General features: G+C 72.4%; 13 protein-coding genes. 11 read left to right on the forward strand and 2 right to left on the reverse strand.

Annotated features, from left to right (window positions below):
* Positions 1-88: 88 nt before the first annotated feature.
* Entirely contained in the window at positions 89-496 is a 408-nt protein-coding gene (locus OG310_RS05600; protein ID WP_329454758.1) for a RidA family protein, read from the forward strand.
* Positions 493-1,071 (forward strand): GNAT family N-acetyltransferase, encoded by a 579-nt coding sequence (locus tag OG310_RS05605; RefSeq protein ID WP_329454759.1) that lies wholly within the window; start codon positions 493-495, stop codon positions 1,069-1,071. The genes OG310_RS05600 and OG310_RS05605 overlap by 4 nt, the downstream gene beginning before the upstream one ends.
* On the opposite strand, the gene OG310_RS05610 is transcribed toward OG310_RS05605, so the two are convergent.
* Positions 984-1,595 carry a HEAT repeat domain-containing protein gene (locus OG310_RS05610; protein ID WP_329454760.1) on the reverse strand — a complete coding sequence of 204 codons (612 nt, stop codon included), beginning with the start codon at positions 1,593-1,595 and terminating at the stop codon, positions 984-986. The two genes, OG310_RS05605 and OG310_RS05610, sit on opposite strands and share 88 nt — an antisense overlap.
* 660 nt (positions 1,596-2,255) lie before the next feature.
* Between OG310_RS05610 and OG310_RS05615 the strand changes: the two genes are divergently transcribed.
* The 9 genes from OG310_RS05615 (at position 2,256) to pssA (ending at position 13,286) form a co-directional block, all read left to right on the forward strand.
* The gene (locus OG310_RS05615; RefSeq protein ID WP_329454761.1) at positions 2,256-4,010 is read left to right on the forward strand and encodes a 3-hydroxyacyl-CoA dehydrogenase family protein; all 1,755 of its coding nucleotides are present in this window, start codon (positions 2,256-2,258) and stop codon (positions 4,008-4,010) included.
* A gap of 45 nt (positions 4,011-4,055) precedes the next feature.
* The gene (locus tag OG310_RS05620; protein WP_329454762.1) at positions 4,056-4,862 is read left to right on the forward strand and encodes a TetR family transcriptional regulator; all 807 of its coding nucleotides are present in this window, start codon (positions 4,056-4,058) and stop codon (positions 4,860-4,862) included.
* 455 nt (positions 4,863-5,317) lie between these two features.
* Positions 5,318-6,673 carry a crotonyl-CoA carboxylase/reductase gene (gene ccrA / locus OG310_RS05625; RefSeq protein ID WP_329454763.1) on the forward strand — a complete coding sequence of 452 codons (1,356 nt, stop codon included), beginning with the start codon at positions 5,318-5,320 and terminating at the stop codon, positions 6,671-6,673.
* Entirely contained in the window at positions 6,670-8,688 is a 2,019-nt protein-coding gene (locus tag OG310_RS05630; protein ID WP_329454764.1) for a protein meaA, read from the forward strand. The genes ccrA and OG310_RS05630 overlap by 4 nt, the downstream gene beginning before the upstream one ends.
* Positions 8,685-9,689 (forward strand): HpcH/HpaI aldolase/citrate lyase family protein, encoded by a 1,005-nt coding sequence (locus OG310_RS05635; protein ID WP_329454765.1) that lies wholly within the window; start codon positions 8,685-8,687, stop codon positions 9,687-9,689. Before OG310_RS05630 ends, OG310_RS05635 begins: the two co-directional genes overlap by 4 nt.
* Positions 9,690-9,695: 6 nt before the next feature.
* Positions 9,696-10,205: a MaoC family dehydratase gene (locus OG310_RS05640; RefSeq protein ID WP_329454766.1), complete on the forward strand. Its 510-nt coding sequence runs from the start codon at positions 9,696-9,698 to the stop codon at positions 10,203-10,205.
* A 1-nt stretch (position 10,206) separates the two neighbouring features.
* Positions 10,207-11,418, forward strand: a complete 1,212-nt coding sequence (locus OG310_RS05645) for an acyl-CoA dehydrogenase family protein (protein ID WP_329454767.1) — start codon at positions 10,207-10,209, stop codon at positions 11,416-11,418.
* Positions 11,419-11,785: 367 nt separating this feature from the next.
* A complete protein-coding gene (locus tag OG310_RS05650; RefSeq protein WP_329454768.1) occupies positions 11,786-12,442 on the forward strand; it encodes a phosphatidylserine decarboxylase in 657 nt (218 codons plus the stop codon).
* Complete coding sequence (pssA, locus tag OG310_RS05655; protein ID WP_329454769.1) at positions 12,429-13,286, forward strand: CDP-diacylglycerol--serine O-phosphatidyltransferase; 858 nt, start codon at positions 12,429-12,431, stop codon at positions 13,284-13,286. The genes OG310_RS05650 and pssA overlap by 14 nt, the downstream gene beginning before the upstream one ends.
* Positions 13,287-13,377: 91 nt before the next feature.
* Here the strand turns inward: pssA and OG310_RS05660 are convergent, their stop codons facing one another.
* Entirely contained in the window at positions 13,378-14,553 is a 1,176-nt protein-coding gene (locus OG310_RS05660; protein WP_329454770.1) for a glycerate kinase, read from the reverse strand.
* Positions 14,554-14,613: the final 60 nt, after the last annotated feature.

A 14,613-nucleotide genomic window follows, 5' to 3' on the forward strand; every position in this document is an offset into this window, starting at 1 on the left:
CGGGCCTCGCGAGCCGGGCGCGGCTCTCCGCGGACGCGGCCGGTACATCACGTGGCCCGCCGGCGGTGGCGTCGGAGATGATGGCGCCATGAGCGATCTCACCCATGTGACCTCGCCCGGGGGCGTGGCCCCCGGCAGCGGGTACAGCCATGTCGTGCTCGGCACGGGCACGTTCGTCGCGGTGTCGGGGCAGTGCGCGTTCGACGGGGAGGGCCGGATCGTCGGCGAGGGCGACCCGGCGGTCCGGGCACGCCGGGTGTTCGAGAACCTGCGCCAGTGCCTGGCGGTGGCGGGGGCCGGCTTCGACGACGTGGTGAAGCCGGGGTACGGGGTCGGGGACGTCGCTCAACTGCCCGCCGTGCGGGCCGCCCGTGGCGCCGCCCTCGGCACGGCGCGCCCGCCGGCGCGTTCCGCCGTCCAGGTGGCCGCGCCGATCCGGCCCGCACCGCTGGTGGAGATCGACGCGTTCGCCGTGGCCGGCGGGGGGCCGGCATGACGGACGCGCCACAGGCCACGGGCGCGACGGACACGACGGTCCGCGCGATGACCCTTGAGGACTGCCCGGCGGTCGCGGCCGTCCGGGTGTGCGGCTGGCGGTTCGCGTACGAGGGCCTGATGCCGCGGGCGCACCTGGAGGCGATGAGCGTCGACGCGGACACCGAACGACGGCGGGAGCAGTTCCTCGCGGGGGCGGGCCGCGTCGTCAACCTGGTCGCGGAGCGCGCCGGGAGGGTGATCGGCTGGGGCTGCTACGGGCCGAGCCGGGACACCGGCGTGCCCGGCGGCACCGCCGAGCTGTACGCGCTGTACGTGCTGCCCGAGCACCTGTCGCGCGGCGTGGGCCGGGCGCTGACGGCGGAACTGCTGGACCGGGCCGCCGCGGCGGGCCACCCGCTGATGCAGCTGTGGGTCGTGGCGGGCAACGCGCGGGCGCGCCGCTTCTACGCGCGGGCGGGCTTCGCGCCGGACGGGGCGGAGGAACCCTACGACGTCGCGGGCGTCGAGGTGCCGGAGGTGCGGTACGCGAGGGCGCTCAGCGCGCCACCGGCCGCGGCGGACAGCCGGGGATGACCGAGGGCCGCGCGCAGCACGGGCGCGGCGCGCGGGTCGGCGAGCGTCCCGAGACCCTCCACACAGGCGAGAGCGACACGCCAGTGGGGTGCGTCGGGCGCGAGCAGTCCTTCGAGGGTCTCGATCAGCGCGGGCGCCGACTCGGGTGCGCGCAGCGCCGTCAGCAGCCGGACGGGGTGCAGCGCGTAGGCCGTGCGCAGCGGATTGGTGGCGAGCGCCGCCGCCGCGCGGGCGGTGCGCGGGTCGGCGAGCCGCGTCAGGGCGTACGAGGCTGCGACGCAGCGCTCGGGGTCCCGGTGGTTGAGCAGCAGGACCAGCGTCTCGAAGGCACGGCGGTCGCGGGCGCAGCCGAGCCGGAAGGCCGCGATCTCCCGGGCCCAGAGGGGTTGTTCGGGTGCGACGAGGGTGGCCGCGAGTGATTCCGCGTCCTCGGTGCCGAGCAGGTCCTCGCACTCGGGCGCGGCGTCCGACTCCTCGCGCACCCGGTCCGCGAGGGCACGGAAGTCCTCGTCGGTGACGTCCATGCGGCTCAGGGTAACTGCGCGACAGGGGTGATTGAGGGCACATCGGAAACTCCGACTCCGAGGGCTGGCGCGCTCGTTACCCGTCGGTTAACCTCATATGAGCGGCGACCGGTGACGCGGTCGTCCGGGGCGCCGTCGGTTCGGCACCCACGGTGACAGCAGTAGCAGTAGCAGTAGCAGTAGCAGGCCCGGACGTGACGTACGGACCCATCAGTTCCGGACGCGCGGAACCACCCCCACCCGGGTCACCCACGGACGCACCACGCCCGCAAGCAGCACGGACGCACGGCGTTCCGGCGCACGCCACGATCGGCGCCGGGCGGCACTGCGGCAACGGCTCAGCGCTCCCGTCGCCCCCGGGCGGCGGGCCCCGCGCGGGCACGGCGCGTGCTCGCGGCGGGCGACAGCCCGGCTCCGCACCCGTGCCGCCTCCGCCCTTCGCCGCCCGGACGCCGGGGACGAACACCGCACACCGCACACCCCGCGCCCGAGCGTCCGCCCCGCCTCCCGACCGCACGCACGCACTCCCCCCGCGCGGCGCACGCACCACGGCGCGCCGCACCGCAGCACACGACGTGACCACGGGACAGGGTCCGTCGGCTCCTCCGGCACCGCCGTCGGCGGTGCCGGGCCGACGCCTTCCTCCCCTGGAGTCCCGTCATGGACATCAACACCGTCGCCGTCATCGGCCTGGGCACCATGGGTCAGGGCCTCGCCGAGGCCCTGACCCGTTCGGGCCGCGAGGTCATCGGCATCGACACCGACCCGGCCGCCGCCGCGAGGGCCGCCGCCGCACTCGACGCCTCCACCGCCCGCGCGGTCGCCCGCGGCGACCTGACACAGGAGCAACGGCGGACGACTCGGGCCGGGTTGCGCACCTTCACGGACCTGCGGGCCGCCGCGGACGCGGACCTCGTGGTGGAGGTGGTGCCGGAGTCGTACGACGACAAGCTCGGGGTCCTGCGCGCCCTCGACGGCATCGTGCGGCCCGACGTGGTGCTCGCGACCGGGACCAACGCGCTGTCCGTCACCCGCCTCGCCGCCGCCACCGCCCGCCCGGAGCGGGTGGTCGGCATGCACTTCTTCCACCCCGCCCCGGTGATGCGGCTGGTGGAGGTGGTGCGCACGGTCTTCAGCTCGCCCGCCGCCCTGGACATCGTCACGGCCCTCGCCCGCGACCTGGGCAAGGAGACCGTCGCGGCGGGCGACCGGCCGGGGTTCGTCGCGGACGGGCTGCTGTTCCGCTATCTCAACAGGGCCGCCGCGATGTACGAGTCGGGGTACGCGTCCCGCGACGACATCGACGCGGCGATGCGATTCGGCTGCGGCCTGCCGATGGGCCCGCTCGCGCTGCTCGACCTCATCGGCATCGATACGGCGCGCACCGTGCTGGAAGCCATGTACCAGCACTCCGGCGACCTGGCGGACGCGCCGGCACCCGTGCTCGGCCGCCTGACCGGGGCGGGGCTGACGGGCCGGAAAGCCGGCCGCGGCTTCCACCGCTACGCGGCGGACGGCACGCGCCCCGCCGCGCCGCGCCGCGCCCCGTCCGGCGGGCCGGCGGTCGGCACGGTCGGCGTCGCGGGGTCCGGCACGATGGCCGCGGGTATCGCGGAGGTGTTCGCGACGTCCGGGCACCAGGTCGTACTGGCCGGCCGCACCGCTGGGAAGGCGGCCGCGGCGAAGGAGAGGATCGCCTCGTCACTTCGTCGCTCTGTCGACAAGAAGAGGATGACCGTGCAGAGCGCGGAGGCGGCGCTGGGCCGGGTCACGGCGGCCGAGTCACTGGAGGCGCTCGCCCCGGCGGATCTGGCCCTGGAGGCCGTCGCGGAGGACCTGGACGTGAAGCGGGGCCTGTTCCGCGTCCTGGACGGGATCTGCCGCCCGGGCGCGGTGCTCGCCACCACGACCTCCTCCCTCCCTGTCGTCGCGTGCGCCCGGGCCACCGGCCGGCCCGAGGACGTCGTCGGCATGCACTTCTTCAACCCGGCGCCGGCGATGCGCCTCGTCGAGGTCGTCACCACGGTGCTGACCTCACAGACGGCCCACGCCCGGGTGCGTGACGCGGCGCTGGCCGCGGGCAAGCACCCGGTGGACTGCGGTGACCGGGCCGGCTTCATCGTGAACGCGCTGCTGTTCCCCTACCTCAACGACGCCGTGAAGATGGTGGAGGACCACTACGCGACCCCGGACGACATCGACACCGCGATGCGGCTCGGGGCGGGGTATCCGATGGGCCCCTTCGAGCTGCTCGACGTCGTCGGCCTGGATGTCTCGCTCGCGATCGAGCGCGTACTCCACCGGGAGTTCCGCGAGCCGGGCCTCGCGCCGGCGCCGCTGCTGGAAGCGCTGGTGTCGGCAGGCTTCCTGGGCCGCAAGTCGGGTCGCGGCTTCCGCACCCACGCGCGCCGTTGAGGGTCGGCGGCACAGAGTGCCACCTGCATGGAGTACGTTCACCGTATGTCGCAGCCGGCCAAACCCTCACGTACACAGACGAACTCCGAGGCCCCCGTGAGCGCCGCCGGCACCAAGGCCGCCGCCCAGCGCCTGAAGATGCGCCGCGAACTGGCGGCCGCGGCGATGGAACTGTTCGCGACAAAGGGGTACGAGGCGACCACGGTCGACGAGATCGCGGCGGCGGCCGGGGTCGCGCGCCGGACCTTCTTCCGCCACTTCCGCTCCAAGGAAGAGGCGATCTTCCCCGACCACGACGACACGCTCGTGCGCGCGGAGGCCGTGCTCAACGCGGCCCCGCCGCACGAGCACCCGCTCGACACGGTGTGCCGGGGCATCAAGGAGGTCATGCGGATGTACGCGGCGTCGCCCGCGGTGTCCGTGGAGCGCTACCGCCTGACCCGTGAGGTGCCGACCCTGCGGGAGCGGGAGATCGCCTCCGTGGCCCGCTACGAGCGGCTGTTCACGCGCTATCTGCTGGGCCATTTCGACGAGCACGCCCACGCCGGCGACAGCGACGACCCGCTGCTGGCCGAGGTGGCGGCGTCCGCGGTGGTCACCGCGCACAACCATGTGCTGCGCCGGTGGCTGCGGGCCGGCGGCGAGGGCGACGTGGAGGCACAGCTCGACCACGCCTTCGAGATCGTCCGCAAGGCCTTCGGCACGGGCTTCGCGGCGGGCGCGCCCATCAGCGCGGAGCGGCCGCCCGCCGCGGCGCACACGAGCGGGGACGTGCTGGTCGCGGTGGCCCGTACGGACGCCCCGCTGGACGAGGTCATGCGGACGATCCAGCGGGCGCTCGGGTCCGCCTGACGTCCGGGCGGCCCGGGCCGCGAACCGCCTGGAGCCGCGAGCCATCGGGCGTCCGGCACCGGCGTCCGCCCCGTCGCGGGGGCTTCCGCCCTCCCCCGTCGCGGGGCTTCCTCCCCGGCCGCATCCGTCGCACCCGCTCTTCGCTTCCCCGCCCTGCACCGCCCTTCACCGCCCTCCCCGGGTCATCCGTGGGAGGGCGGCGGTGTGTCGCACAGCGAACGATGATCGATCATCCTGGCACTCAGTGCCATTAAATTGCCTTCCAACCCTTGCAAGGCGGCACGGGGTGCCATACCGTCACGTTATCCGGCCTGTCCCCGCGGGCGTCACCCCCGCGTCGCCGGATCGCCTGCGTCACAGGCACTCCCACCGCGCCCACCGGCGCGCGCACCACCCGCCGAACCGACGGCACCCTCCACCGCCCCCAGCTCAGTCAGCCCCATCCGGAGGTTCCCGTGAAGGACATCCTGGACGCCGTCCAGTCCCCCGACACCACGGCCGCGGACTTCGCGGCGCTCCCGCTGCCCGAGTCCTATCGCGCCGTCACCGTCCGCAAGGACGAGACCGCGATGTTCGAGGGCCTTGCCACCCGCGACAAGGATCCCCGCAAGTCGCTGCACGTCGACGACGTGCCGGTGCCCGAACTCGGGCCCGGCGAGGCGCTCGTGGCGGTGATGGCCAGTTCCGTGAACTACAACTCGGTGTGGACGTCGCTGTTCGAGCCCCTGCCGACCTTCGCCTTCCTGGAGCGGTACGGCCGGCTCAGCCCGCTCGCCGCCCGGCACGACCTGCCCTACCACGTCATCGGGTCCGACCTCTCGGGCGTCGTGCTGCGCACCGGTCCCGGCGTCAACGCCTGGCACCCGGGCGACCGGGTCGTCGCGCACTGCCTCTCCGTCGAGCTGGAGAGCTCGGACGGGCACAACGACACCATGCTCGACCCCGAGCAGCGCATCTGGGGCTTCGAGACGAACTTCGGCGGCCTCGCCGAGCTCGCCCTCGTCAAGTCCAACCAGCTGATGCCCAAGCCGGACCACCTCAGCTGGGAGGAGGCCGCGGCGCCCGGGCTGGTCAACTCCACCGCGTACCGCCAGCTCGTCTCCCGCAACGGCGCCGGGATGAAGCAGGGCGACAACGTCCTGATCTGGGGTGCGAGCGGCGGACTCGGCTCGTACGCCACGCAGTTCGCACTCGCGGGCGGCGCCAACCCCATCTGTGTGGTGTCGAGCCGGCAGAAGGCGGAGCTGTGCCGGCGCATGGGCGCCGAGGCCGTCATCGACCGCAACGCCGAGGGGTACAGGTTCTGGCGCGACGAGCACAGCCAGGACCCGCGCGAGTGGAAGCGGTTCGGCGCGCGCATCCGCGAACTGACCGGCGGCGAGGACGTCGACATCGTCTTCGAGCACCCGGGCCGGGAGACGTTCGGCGCGAGCGTGTACGTCGCCCGCAAGGGCGGCACCATCGTCACGTGCGCCTCCACGTCCGGCTACACGCACGAGTACGACAACCGCTACCTGTGGATGTCCCTGAAGCGCATCGTGGGCTCCCACTTCGCCAACTACCGTGAGGCCTGGGAGGCCAACCGGCTGATCGCCAAGGGGCGCATCCACCCCACCCTGTCGAAGGTGTACGCGCTGGAGGACACCGGCCAGGCCGCGTACGACGTGCACCACAACCTGCACCAGGGCAAGGTCGGTGTCCTCGCGCTGGCGCCCCGCGAGGGCCTCGGGGTGCGGGATCAGGAGATGCGGGCCCGGTACGCCGACGCCATCGACCTCTTCCGCACCGAGCGGACGGCGGTCGCCGCATGACATCCCCCGCCCCCAGGGACCAGCCCTGGCTGATGCGCACCTACGCGGGACACTCGACGGCCGAGGCGTCCAACGCCCTGTACCGGCAGGGCCTCGCCAAGGGCCAGACGGGCCTCTCGGTCGCCTTCGACCTGCCCACCCAGACGGGTTACGACCCCGACCACGTGCTCGCGCGGGGCGAGGTCGGCCGGGTCGGGGTGCCCGTGTCCCACCTCGGCGACATGCGGCGGCTGTTCGACGGGATCCCGCTGGACCGTACGAACACCTCCATGACCATCAACGCGACCGCGCTGTGGATGTTCGCGCTGTACCAGGTGGTGGCGGAGGAGCAGGGCGACGACGCGCCCGGCTGCCTCACGGGCACCACGCAGAACGACATCGTCAAGGAGTACCTGTCCCGGGGGACGTACGTGTTCCCGCCGGGGCCGAGCCTGCGGCTGACCACGGACCTCATCGCGTACACGGTGGCTCGCGCGCCCCGCTGGAACCCCGTCAACATCTGCAGCTACCACCTGCAGGAGGCCGGCGCGACGCCCGTGCAGGAGGTCGCGTACGCGCTCTCGACGGCGATCACGGTGCTGGACGCGGTCAAGGCGGGCGGACAGGTGTCCGAGGAGGCGTTCGGCGAGGTCGTCGGGCGGATCTCGTTCTTCGTGAACGCGGGCGTCCGGTTCGTCGAGGAGATGTGCAAGATGCGCGCCTTCACGCGGCTGTGGGACGACATCACCCGCGAGCGGTACGGCGTCGAGGACGCGCGCCGGCGCCGGTTCCGCTACGGCGTGCAGGTCAACTCCCTGGGACTGACGGAGGCGCAGCCGGAGAACAACGTGCAGCGCATCGTGCTGGAGATGCTGGCCGTGACCCTGTCGAAGGGCGCACGCGCCCGCGCGGTGCAACTGCCCGCCTGGAACGAGGCGCTCGGGCTGCCGCGCCCCTGGGACCAGCAGTGGTCGCTGCGCGTCCAGCAGGTACTGGCGCACGAGAGCGACCTGCTCGAATACCCGGACCTGTTCGACGGGTCACCGGTCGTCGAGGAGAAGGTGGCCGGCCTGGTGGCCGGGGCGCGCGCCGAGATGGCCCGCATCGAGGAGCGCGGCGGGCTGCTGGCAGCGGTCGAATCCGGCTACCTCAAGGGCGAGTTGGTCGCCTCGCACGCCCGGCGGCGAGCCGCCGTCGAATCCGGCGAGGCGAAGGTCGTCGGGGTGAACTGCTACGAGGCGAGCGAGCCGAGCCCTCTGACCGCCGACCTCGGCACGGCGGTCCTCACCGTCGACCCGGCGACCGAGGCGTCCGTGGTGAAGGCGCTGGCCGGCTGGCGCGCGGGCCGCGACGAGGAGCGGGCGGCCTCGGCGCTCGTGGCGCTGGAGAAGGCGGCGGCCGGAACGGACAACCTGATGGACGTGAGCCTCGCGTGCGCGCGAGCCGGCGTCACGACGGGCGAGTGGGCCGGGGCGCTGCGCACGGTGTTCGGCGAGTTCCGCGCGCCCACCGGGGTGGGCGGCGCGCCGGTCGCGGAGGCGGCGACGGCGGGGTCACCGCTGGCGGCGGTCCGCGCGAAGGCGGCCCGTACCGCGGCGGAGCTGGGTGTCGGCCGGCTCCGCCTGCTGGTCGGCAAACCGGGCCTCGACGGGCACTCCAACGGCGCCGAGCAGATCGCGGTGCGCGCCCGGGACGCCGGTTTCGAGGTGGTGTACCAGGGCATCCGGCTCACCCCCGCGCAGATCGTCTCGGCCGCGCTCGCCGAGGACGTGCACTGCGTCGGCCTGTCGATCCTGTCCGGCTCGCACACCGCGCTCGTCCCCGACGTCCTGGCGCGGCTGCGCGAGGCGGGCGGCGGCGACATCCCCGTGGTGGTCGGCGGCATCATCCCGGCCACGGACGCGGCGGCCCTGCAAGCGGCCGGTGTGGTGGCCGTATTCACTCCGAAGGACTTCGGGATCACCGACATCATCGGCCGTATCGTCGATTGCGTACGGCAGGCCAACCAGCTCGACCCCCAGGAGGTCCCCGCATGACCAGCCCGTCTTCTCCCGCGTCCGCCGGCCCCTCGTCCGCCGACGCCGTGGACCGGTTGCGCCCCCGGCGCTCGTGCCTCGCGGTGCCCGGCTCCAGCCCGCGCTTCCTGGACAAGGCCCAGGGCCTGCCCGCGGACCAGGTCTTCCTCGACCTGGAGGACGCGGTGGCACCGCTCGCGAAGGAGGGCGCCCGGCACAGCATTGTGGACGCGCTCAACAAGGGGGACTGGACAGGTAAGACGCGTGTCGTCCGGGTCAACGACTGGACGACGAGCTGGACGTACCGGGACGTCATCACGGTCGTGGAGGGCGCCGGGCAGAACCTGGACTGCGTGATGCTGCCGAAGGTGCAGGACGCGGAGCAGGTGCGGACGCTGGACCTGCTGCTGACGCAGATCGAGCGGACGATGGGCTTCGAGGTCGGCCGGATCGGCATCGAGGCGCAGATCGAGAACGCGCGGGGCCTCGTGAACGTGGACGCGATCGCCGCGTCGTCGCCGCGCCTGGAGACGATCGTGTTCGGGCCCGCCGACTTCATGGCGTCCATCAACATGAAGACGCTGGTGGTGGGCAAGCAGCCGCCCGGCTACGACGCCGACGCGTACCACTACATCCTGATGCGCATCCTGATGGCCGCCCGCACCCACGACCTGCAGGCCATCGACGGTCCCTACCTCCAGATCCGCGACGTGGACGGCTTCCGCGAGGTCGCGGGACGCGCCGCCGCGCTCGGTTATGACGGGAAGTGGGTACTGCACCCGGGTCAGATCGACGCTGCCAACGAGGTGTTCTCGCCGGCGCAGGACGACTACGACCACGCGGAGCTGATCCTCGACGCGTACGAGTACTACACGTCGGAGGCCGGCGGCAAGAAGGGCTCCGCGATGCTCGGTGACGAGATGATCGACGAGGCCAGCCGCAAGATGGCGCTGGTCGTCTCGGGCAAGGGCCGCGCCGCGGGTATGCGGCGCACCACCTCCTTCGAAGCCCCGGAGGTTTGAGCGGCGATGAGGTTCGGCCGGACGTTTGAGGAGTTCGAGGTCGGTGCCGTGTACAAGCACTGGCCGGGCAAGACGGTCACGGAGTACGACGACCACCTGTTCTGCCTGCTCACGATGAACCACCACCCGCTGCACCTGGACAGCAATTACGCCGAGAAGACCACCGATTTCGGCCGCAACGTGGTGGTGGGCAACTACGTCTACTCGCTGCTGCTCGGCATGTCGGTGCCCGACGTGTCCGGCAAGGCCATCGCCAACCTGGAGGTCGAGTCGCTGCGGCACGTGGCGCCCACCTTCCACGGCGACACGCTGTACGGCGAGACGACGGTGCTGGCGAAGACACCGTCACGCTCCCGCCCGGACCGGGGGATCGTGCAGGTCCAGACGCGGGGCTACACGCAGGAGGGCACCGTGGTGTGTGTTTTCCGCCGCAAAGTGATGGTGCCGACGGCACAGTACGTTCAGCAGCGCGGCGGCGAGCAGCCCGGCCGCCCCGAGCCGCAGGAGAGTGACTGACATGGGCCGACTCGCCGGGACAGCGGGACTGACCGACGTGCAGCGCGAGATCATCGCGACGGTGAGGGACTTCGTCGACAAGGAGATCCTGCCGGTCGCGACGGAGCTGGAGCACCGCGACGCGTACCCGTCGGCCATTGTGGAGGGCCTGAAAGAGCTCGGCCTCTTCGGGCTGACCATTTCGGAGGAATACGGCGGGCTGGGCGAGTCCCTTCTCACGTACGCGCTGTGCGTGGAGGAGCTCGCGCGTGGCTGGATGTCGGTGTCCGGCATCGTGAACACGCACTTCATCGTCGCGTACATGCTGAGCAAGTACGGCACGCGGGAACAGAAGGACACGTTCCTGCCGCGCATGGCGGCGGGCGAGGTGCGGGGCGCCTTCTCCATGTCGGAGCCGGGCCTCGGCTCCGATGTGTCGGCGATCACGACAAAGGGGACACGCGACGAGGCGTCCGGCGGCTACGCGCTGACCGGCCAGAAGATGTGGCTCACCAACGGCGGCACGTCCTCCCTCGTGGCGGTGTTGTGCCGGACGGACGAGGGGCAGCCGGCGGACGCGCCGCCACACCGGTCGATGACGACGTTCCTGGTGGAGAAGGAGCCCGGGTTCGGCGAGATCCGGCCAGGGCTCACCATCCCGGGAAAAATCGACAAAATGGGCTACAAGGGCGTCGACACCACCGAGTTGATCATGGATGGCCTTCCGGTTCCCGCCGACCGGGTGCTCGGCGGAACGACCGGCCGAGGGTTTTACCAAATGATGGACGGCGTCGAGGTGGGCCGCGTGAATGTCGCGGCGCGTGGTTGCGGAGTCGCACAGCGCGCCTTCGAACTGGGCATTTCGTACGCGCAGCAGCGCCACACCTTCGGCAAGCCGATCGCTCAGCACCAGGCCATCCAGTTCAAACTGGCCGAGATGGCCACCAAGGTCGAAGCCGCGCATGCGATGATGGTCAACGCAGCACGCAAAAAGGACTCCGGGGAACGAAACGACCTGGAGGCAGGGATGGCGAAGTACCTCGCCTCCGAGTACTGCAAGGAAGTCGTCGAGGATGCCTTCCGGATCCACGGCGGCTACGGCTTCTCCAAGGAGTACGAGATCGAGCGCCTCTACCGGGAGGCCCCGATGCTGCTCATCGGCGAGGGTACCGCCGAGATCCAGAAAATGATCATCGGCCGCCGACTGCTTGAGGAGTACCGAGTGCAGGGATGAGCGCGACGGGCGGCTCGTACGGCCCGTTCCCGATTCGGCGGATTCGCACCGGTTCGCCGGGCGGGCCCCTCGCCGGGAGGCGTACGGATTCCGTAAGGTTCCCGCCGGGCCGGGCTCGGCCCGGAAGCGGACCTTGCACCGGATTCGTATGAAGACCGTACAGATCACGCCAGGGAACGCTCGGAGCCAGACGTGCGTCCAAGTCTCCAAGAGCCCCTGGGGACACACGTGAACGCGCGGGACAAGGCCTCGCGAAGGCCCGACTGGGCTGCTGGCTTGCTCAGTTGTGGTTCGCTACCGATAGCATCGGTGGAAGGCCGCCGTCCCCCTGTTGCCAGCGCGGCATCATCCGCTACGAAGGTCATCCATGCCCCACAGTCCATCCGGCCCAACCTCCGCACCTCGCGGTCGCGTCCGCCTCGCGCGGGGATCGTCGCCGTGGCTCCTGCCGACCGTCGCCACCGCGGCGCTCGGTCTGGCGCGCGCCCGCCGTTCCAGAGGTGCGGCCGCCGTAGCAGTGCCCGCCACCGCGCTCGCCGCGGGCATGCTGTGGTTCTTCCGCGACCCCGAGCGCGACATCGCTCAGGGCCGTCTGATCTCCCCCGCCGACGGTGTGGTGCAGAGCATCATGCCGTGGAAGGACGGCCGCACCCGGGTCGCCATCTTCATGAGCCCGCTCAATGTGCACGTCAACCGGGCGCCGCTGGCCGGCACCGTGACATCGGTGCAGCACATCCCCGGCGGGTATGTGCCGGCGTTCAACAAGGAGAGCGAGAACAACGAGCGCGTTGTCTGGCACTTCGACACCGAACTCGGCGACATCGAGATGGTCCAGATCGCGGGCGCGGTGGCACGACGTATCGTTCCCTACCTGCCCGAAGGCACGAAGGTCGAGCAGGGCGAACGCATCGGTCTGATCCGGTTCGGCTCGCGCGTCGACCTCTACCTCCCCGGCGACGTGGACGTCGCGGTCGAGGTGGGCCAGAAGACGACCGCGGGGGTGACTCGAATTGACCGTGATTGATCCGGACACCAGGACCGGCTGGGCGACGGAGGACGAGGAGAGCGATGAGGCGGAGAACATGCCGCTGTCGCTGCGCCTGTCGATAGCCGATGCGCTCACCCTCGGTAACGCCACCTGCGGCTTCATGGCGGTGTACTTCACCACCACCGGCATCCTGATCCCGCATCTGACCGGCAGCGACGAGAGCGGCGGCATGGCCCGCCACTCCGCGGCGACCGCCGTCATCCTGATGCTGTGCGCGGCGGTCTTCGACCTCTTCGACGGCCTGGTGGCGCGGAAGCTGCGCAGCTCGCCGATGGGCGCGGAGCTGGACAACCTCTCCGACCTGATCAGCTTCGGCCTGGCACCCGCGTACTTCGTCCTGGTGTACGGCCTGGTCGAGAGCGACGCGCACCAGCGGTTCTCGGTGGTGGCCGCCGTGGTCGTCCTGCTGGCGGTGGTGCTGCGGCTGGCGCGGTTCTCCTGCGTCACGGTGCGCAACGGGATGTTCCAGGGGATGCCGAGCCCGTTCGGCGCCCTGACGGTCGTCTCGATCGTCCTGCTGGAGTTGCCGTTCGTCCCGACACTGCTGGCGATCGTGGGCGTGGCCTGGCTGATGGTGAGCCGGGTCGAGTACCCGAAGCCCCGCGGCATCCTCGCCGTGGCGATGCTGAGCTGGATCGTCTCGGCGATGGCACTGCTGGCGGCGTGGGCGTTCGACGCGCCGGGCGGCCAGCTGCTGCTGCAGGCGGGCTGCGCGCTGCAGGTCGTCACGGGCGCGGTCATCCCGCTCTTCGCGACCGCACGCCGCGTGAACACCTTCCGCGACAGCCGCCGCGAGGCGCGGGCGGCGCAGCTGCCGTAGCGGCGGCCGGTGCACCACGGACAGGGCCCGCGACCACATCGGTCGCGGGCCCTCCCGTCGTTCGGGCGCCCCGCCCTCACGCGGCGGCCGGTCAGCGCAGGTGGTTCTGCGCCAGTGCTGCCGCCGCCCGCTCCAGCAGGTCCCCCGCCTCGGCCATGCAGCGCGCCGGGTCAGGTTCCAGGTCCGTGAGCGCGTAGGCGCGCAGGATGCCCGCGCCCCGCAGCTCGGCCGGATCGAGCGCCAGACGGCCGCACACCGCCACCACGTCGACGCCCCGGGCGCGGGCCGCCGCCGCGACCCCCGCGGGGGCCTTGCCGTGCAGCGTCTGCGCGTCGAGCGAGCCCTCCCCCGTCACGACGAGCGTCGCGCGCTGCAGGGCCGCCGCGAAGCCCAGTACGTCGAGCATCACCTCGATGCCCGCGCGGAATCCGGCGCCGAGACCCACCAGCGCCCCGTAGCCGATCCCGCCGGCCGCCCCGGCGCCCGGCGCGGAGGCGAGTTCGGCGCCGTGCGGGCCGACCGCCGCCTCAAGGACCGCCGCGTACCGGCCGAGCGCCACGTCCAAGGCCGCGACGTCGGCCGCGTCGGCGCCCTTCTGCGGGCCGTACACGGCCGCCGCCCCCTTCGGTCCTGTCAGCGGATTGTCGACGTCGCTCGCCAGCACGACGCGCACCTGGGCGAGGCGCGTGTCGAGTCCCGTCAGATCGGCGGACGCCAGGTCCGCGAGCCCGCCGCCGCCCGGGCCCACCGGCTCGCCGGCCGCGTCGAGGAACCGCGCCCCGAGCGCCGTGAGCATGCCCGCGCCGCCGTCGGTGGTGGCGCTGCCGCCGACACCGAGGACGATGTCGCGCGCCCCGGCGTCGAGCGCGGCACGCAGCAGTTCGCCGGTGCCGTACGTCGAGGCCGTCAGCGGCGCGAAGACGCCGGGCGGCAGGTGCTGGAGCCCGGAGGCCTCCGCCATCTCCACCACGGCGGTGCCCTCGCGCAGCGCGTACGCGGCCGTCAGCCGCTCACCGCGCGGGCCGCGGACGCGCACCTCACGCCGCTGGAACCCGGCGGCGACCGCCGCGGCCACCGTGCCGTCCCCGCCGTCCGCGACGGGCAGTGCCTCGACCGGTACGCCGGGCACGACCCGGCGGATGCCGGCCATGACCCGCTCCGCGACCTCGGCCGCTGTCAGCGACCCCTTGAACTTGTCCGCGGCGATGAGCACGCTCGCCCGCGTGCCACCGTCCCCGCGGTCCCCACTCACTGCACCGTCCGTCACGTTCCATCCCTTTGCACTCGAACAGGCAGTCGCGCCGCCCCGACCCTATCCGGCACGTGC

This window comes from Streptomyces sp. NBC_01497 (assembly GCF_036250695.1).
In the GTDB taxonomy this organism is placed as follows: Bacteria; Actinomycetota; Actinomycetes; order Streptomycetales; family Streptomycetaceae; genus Streptomyces.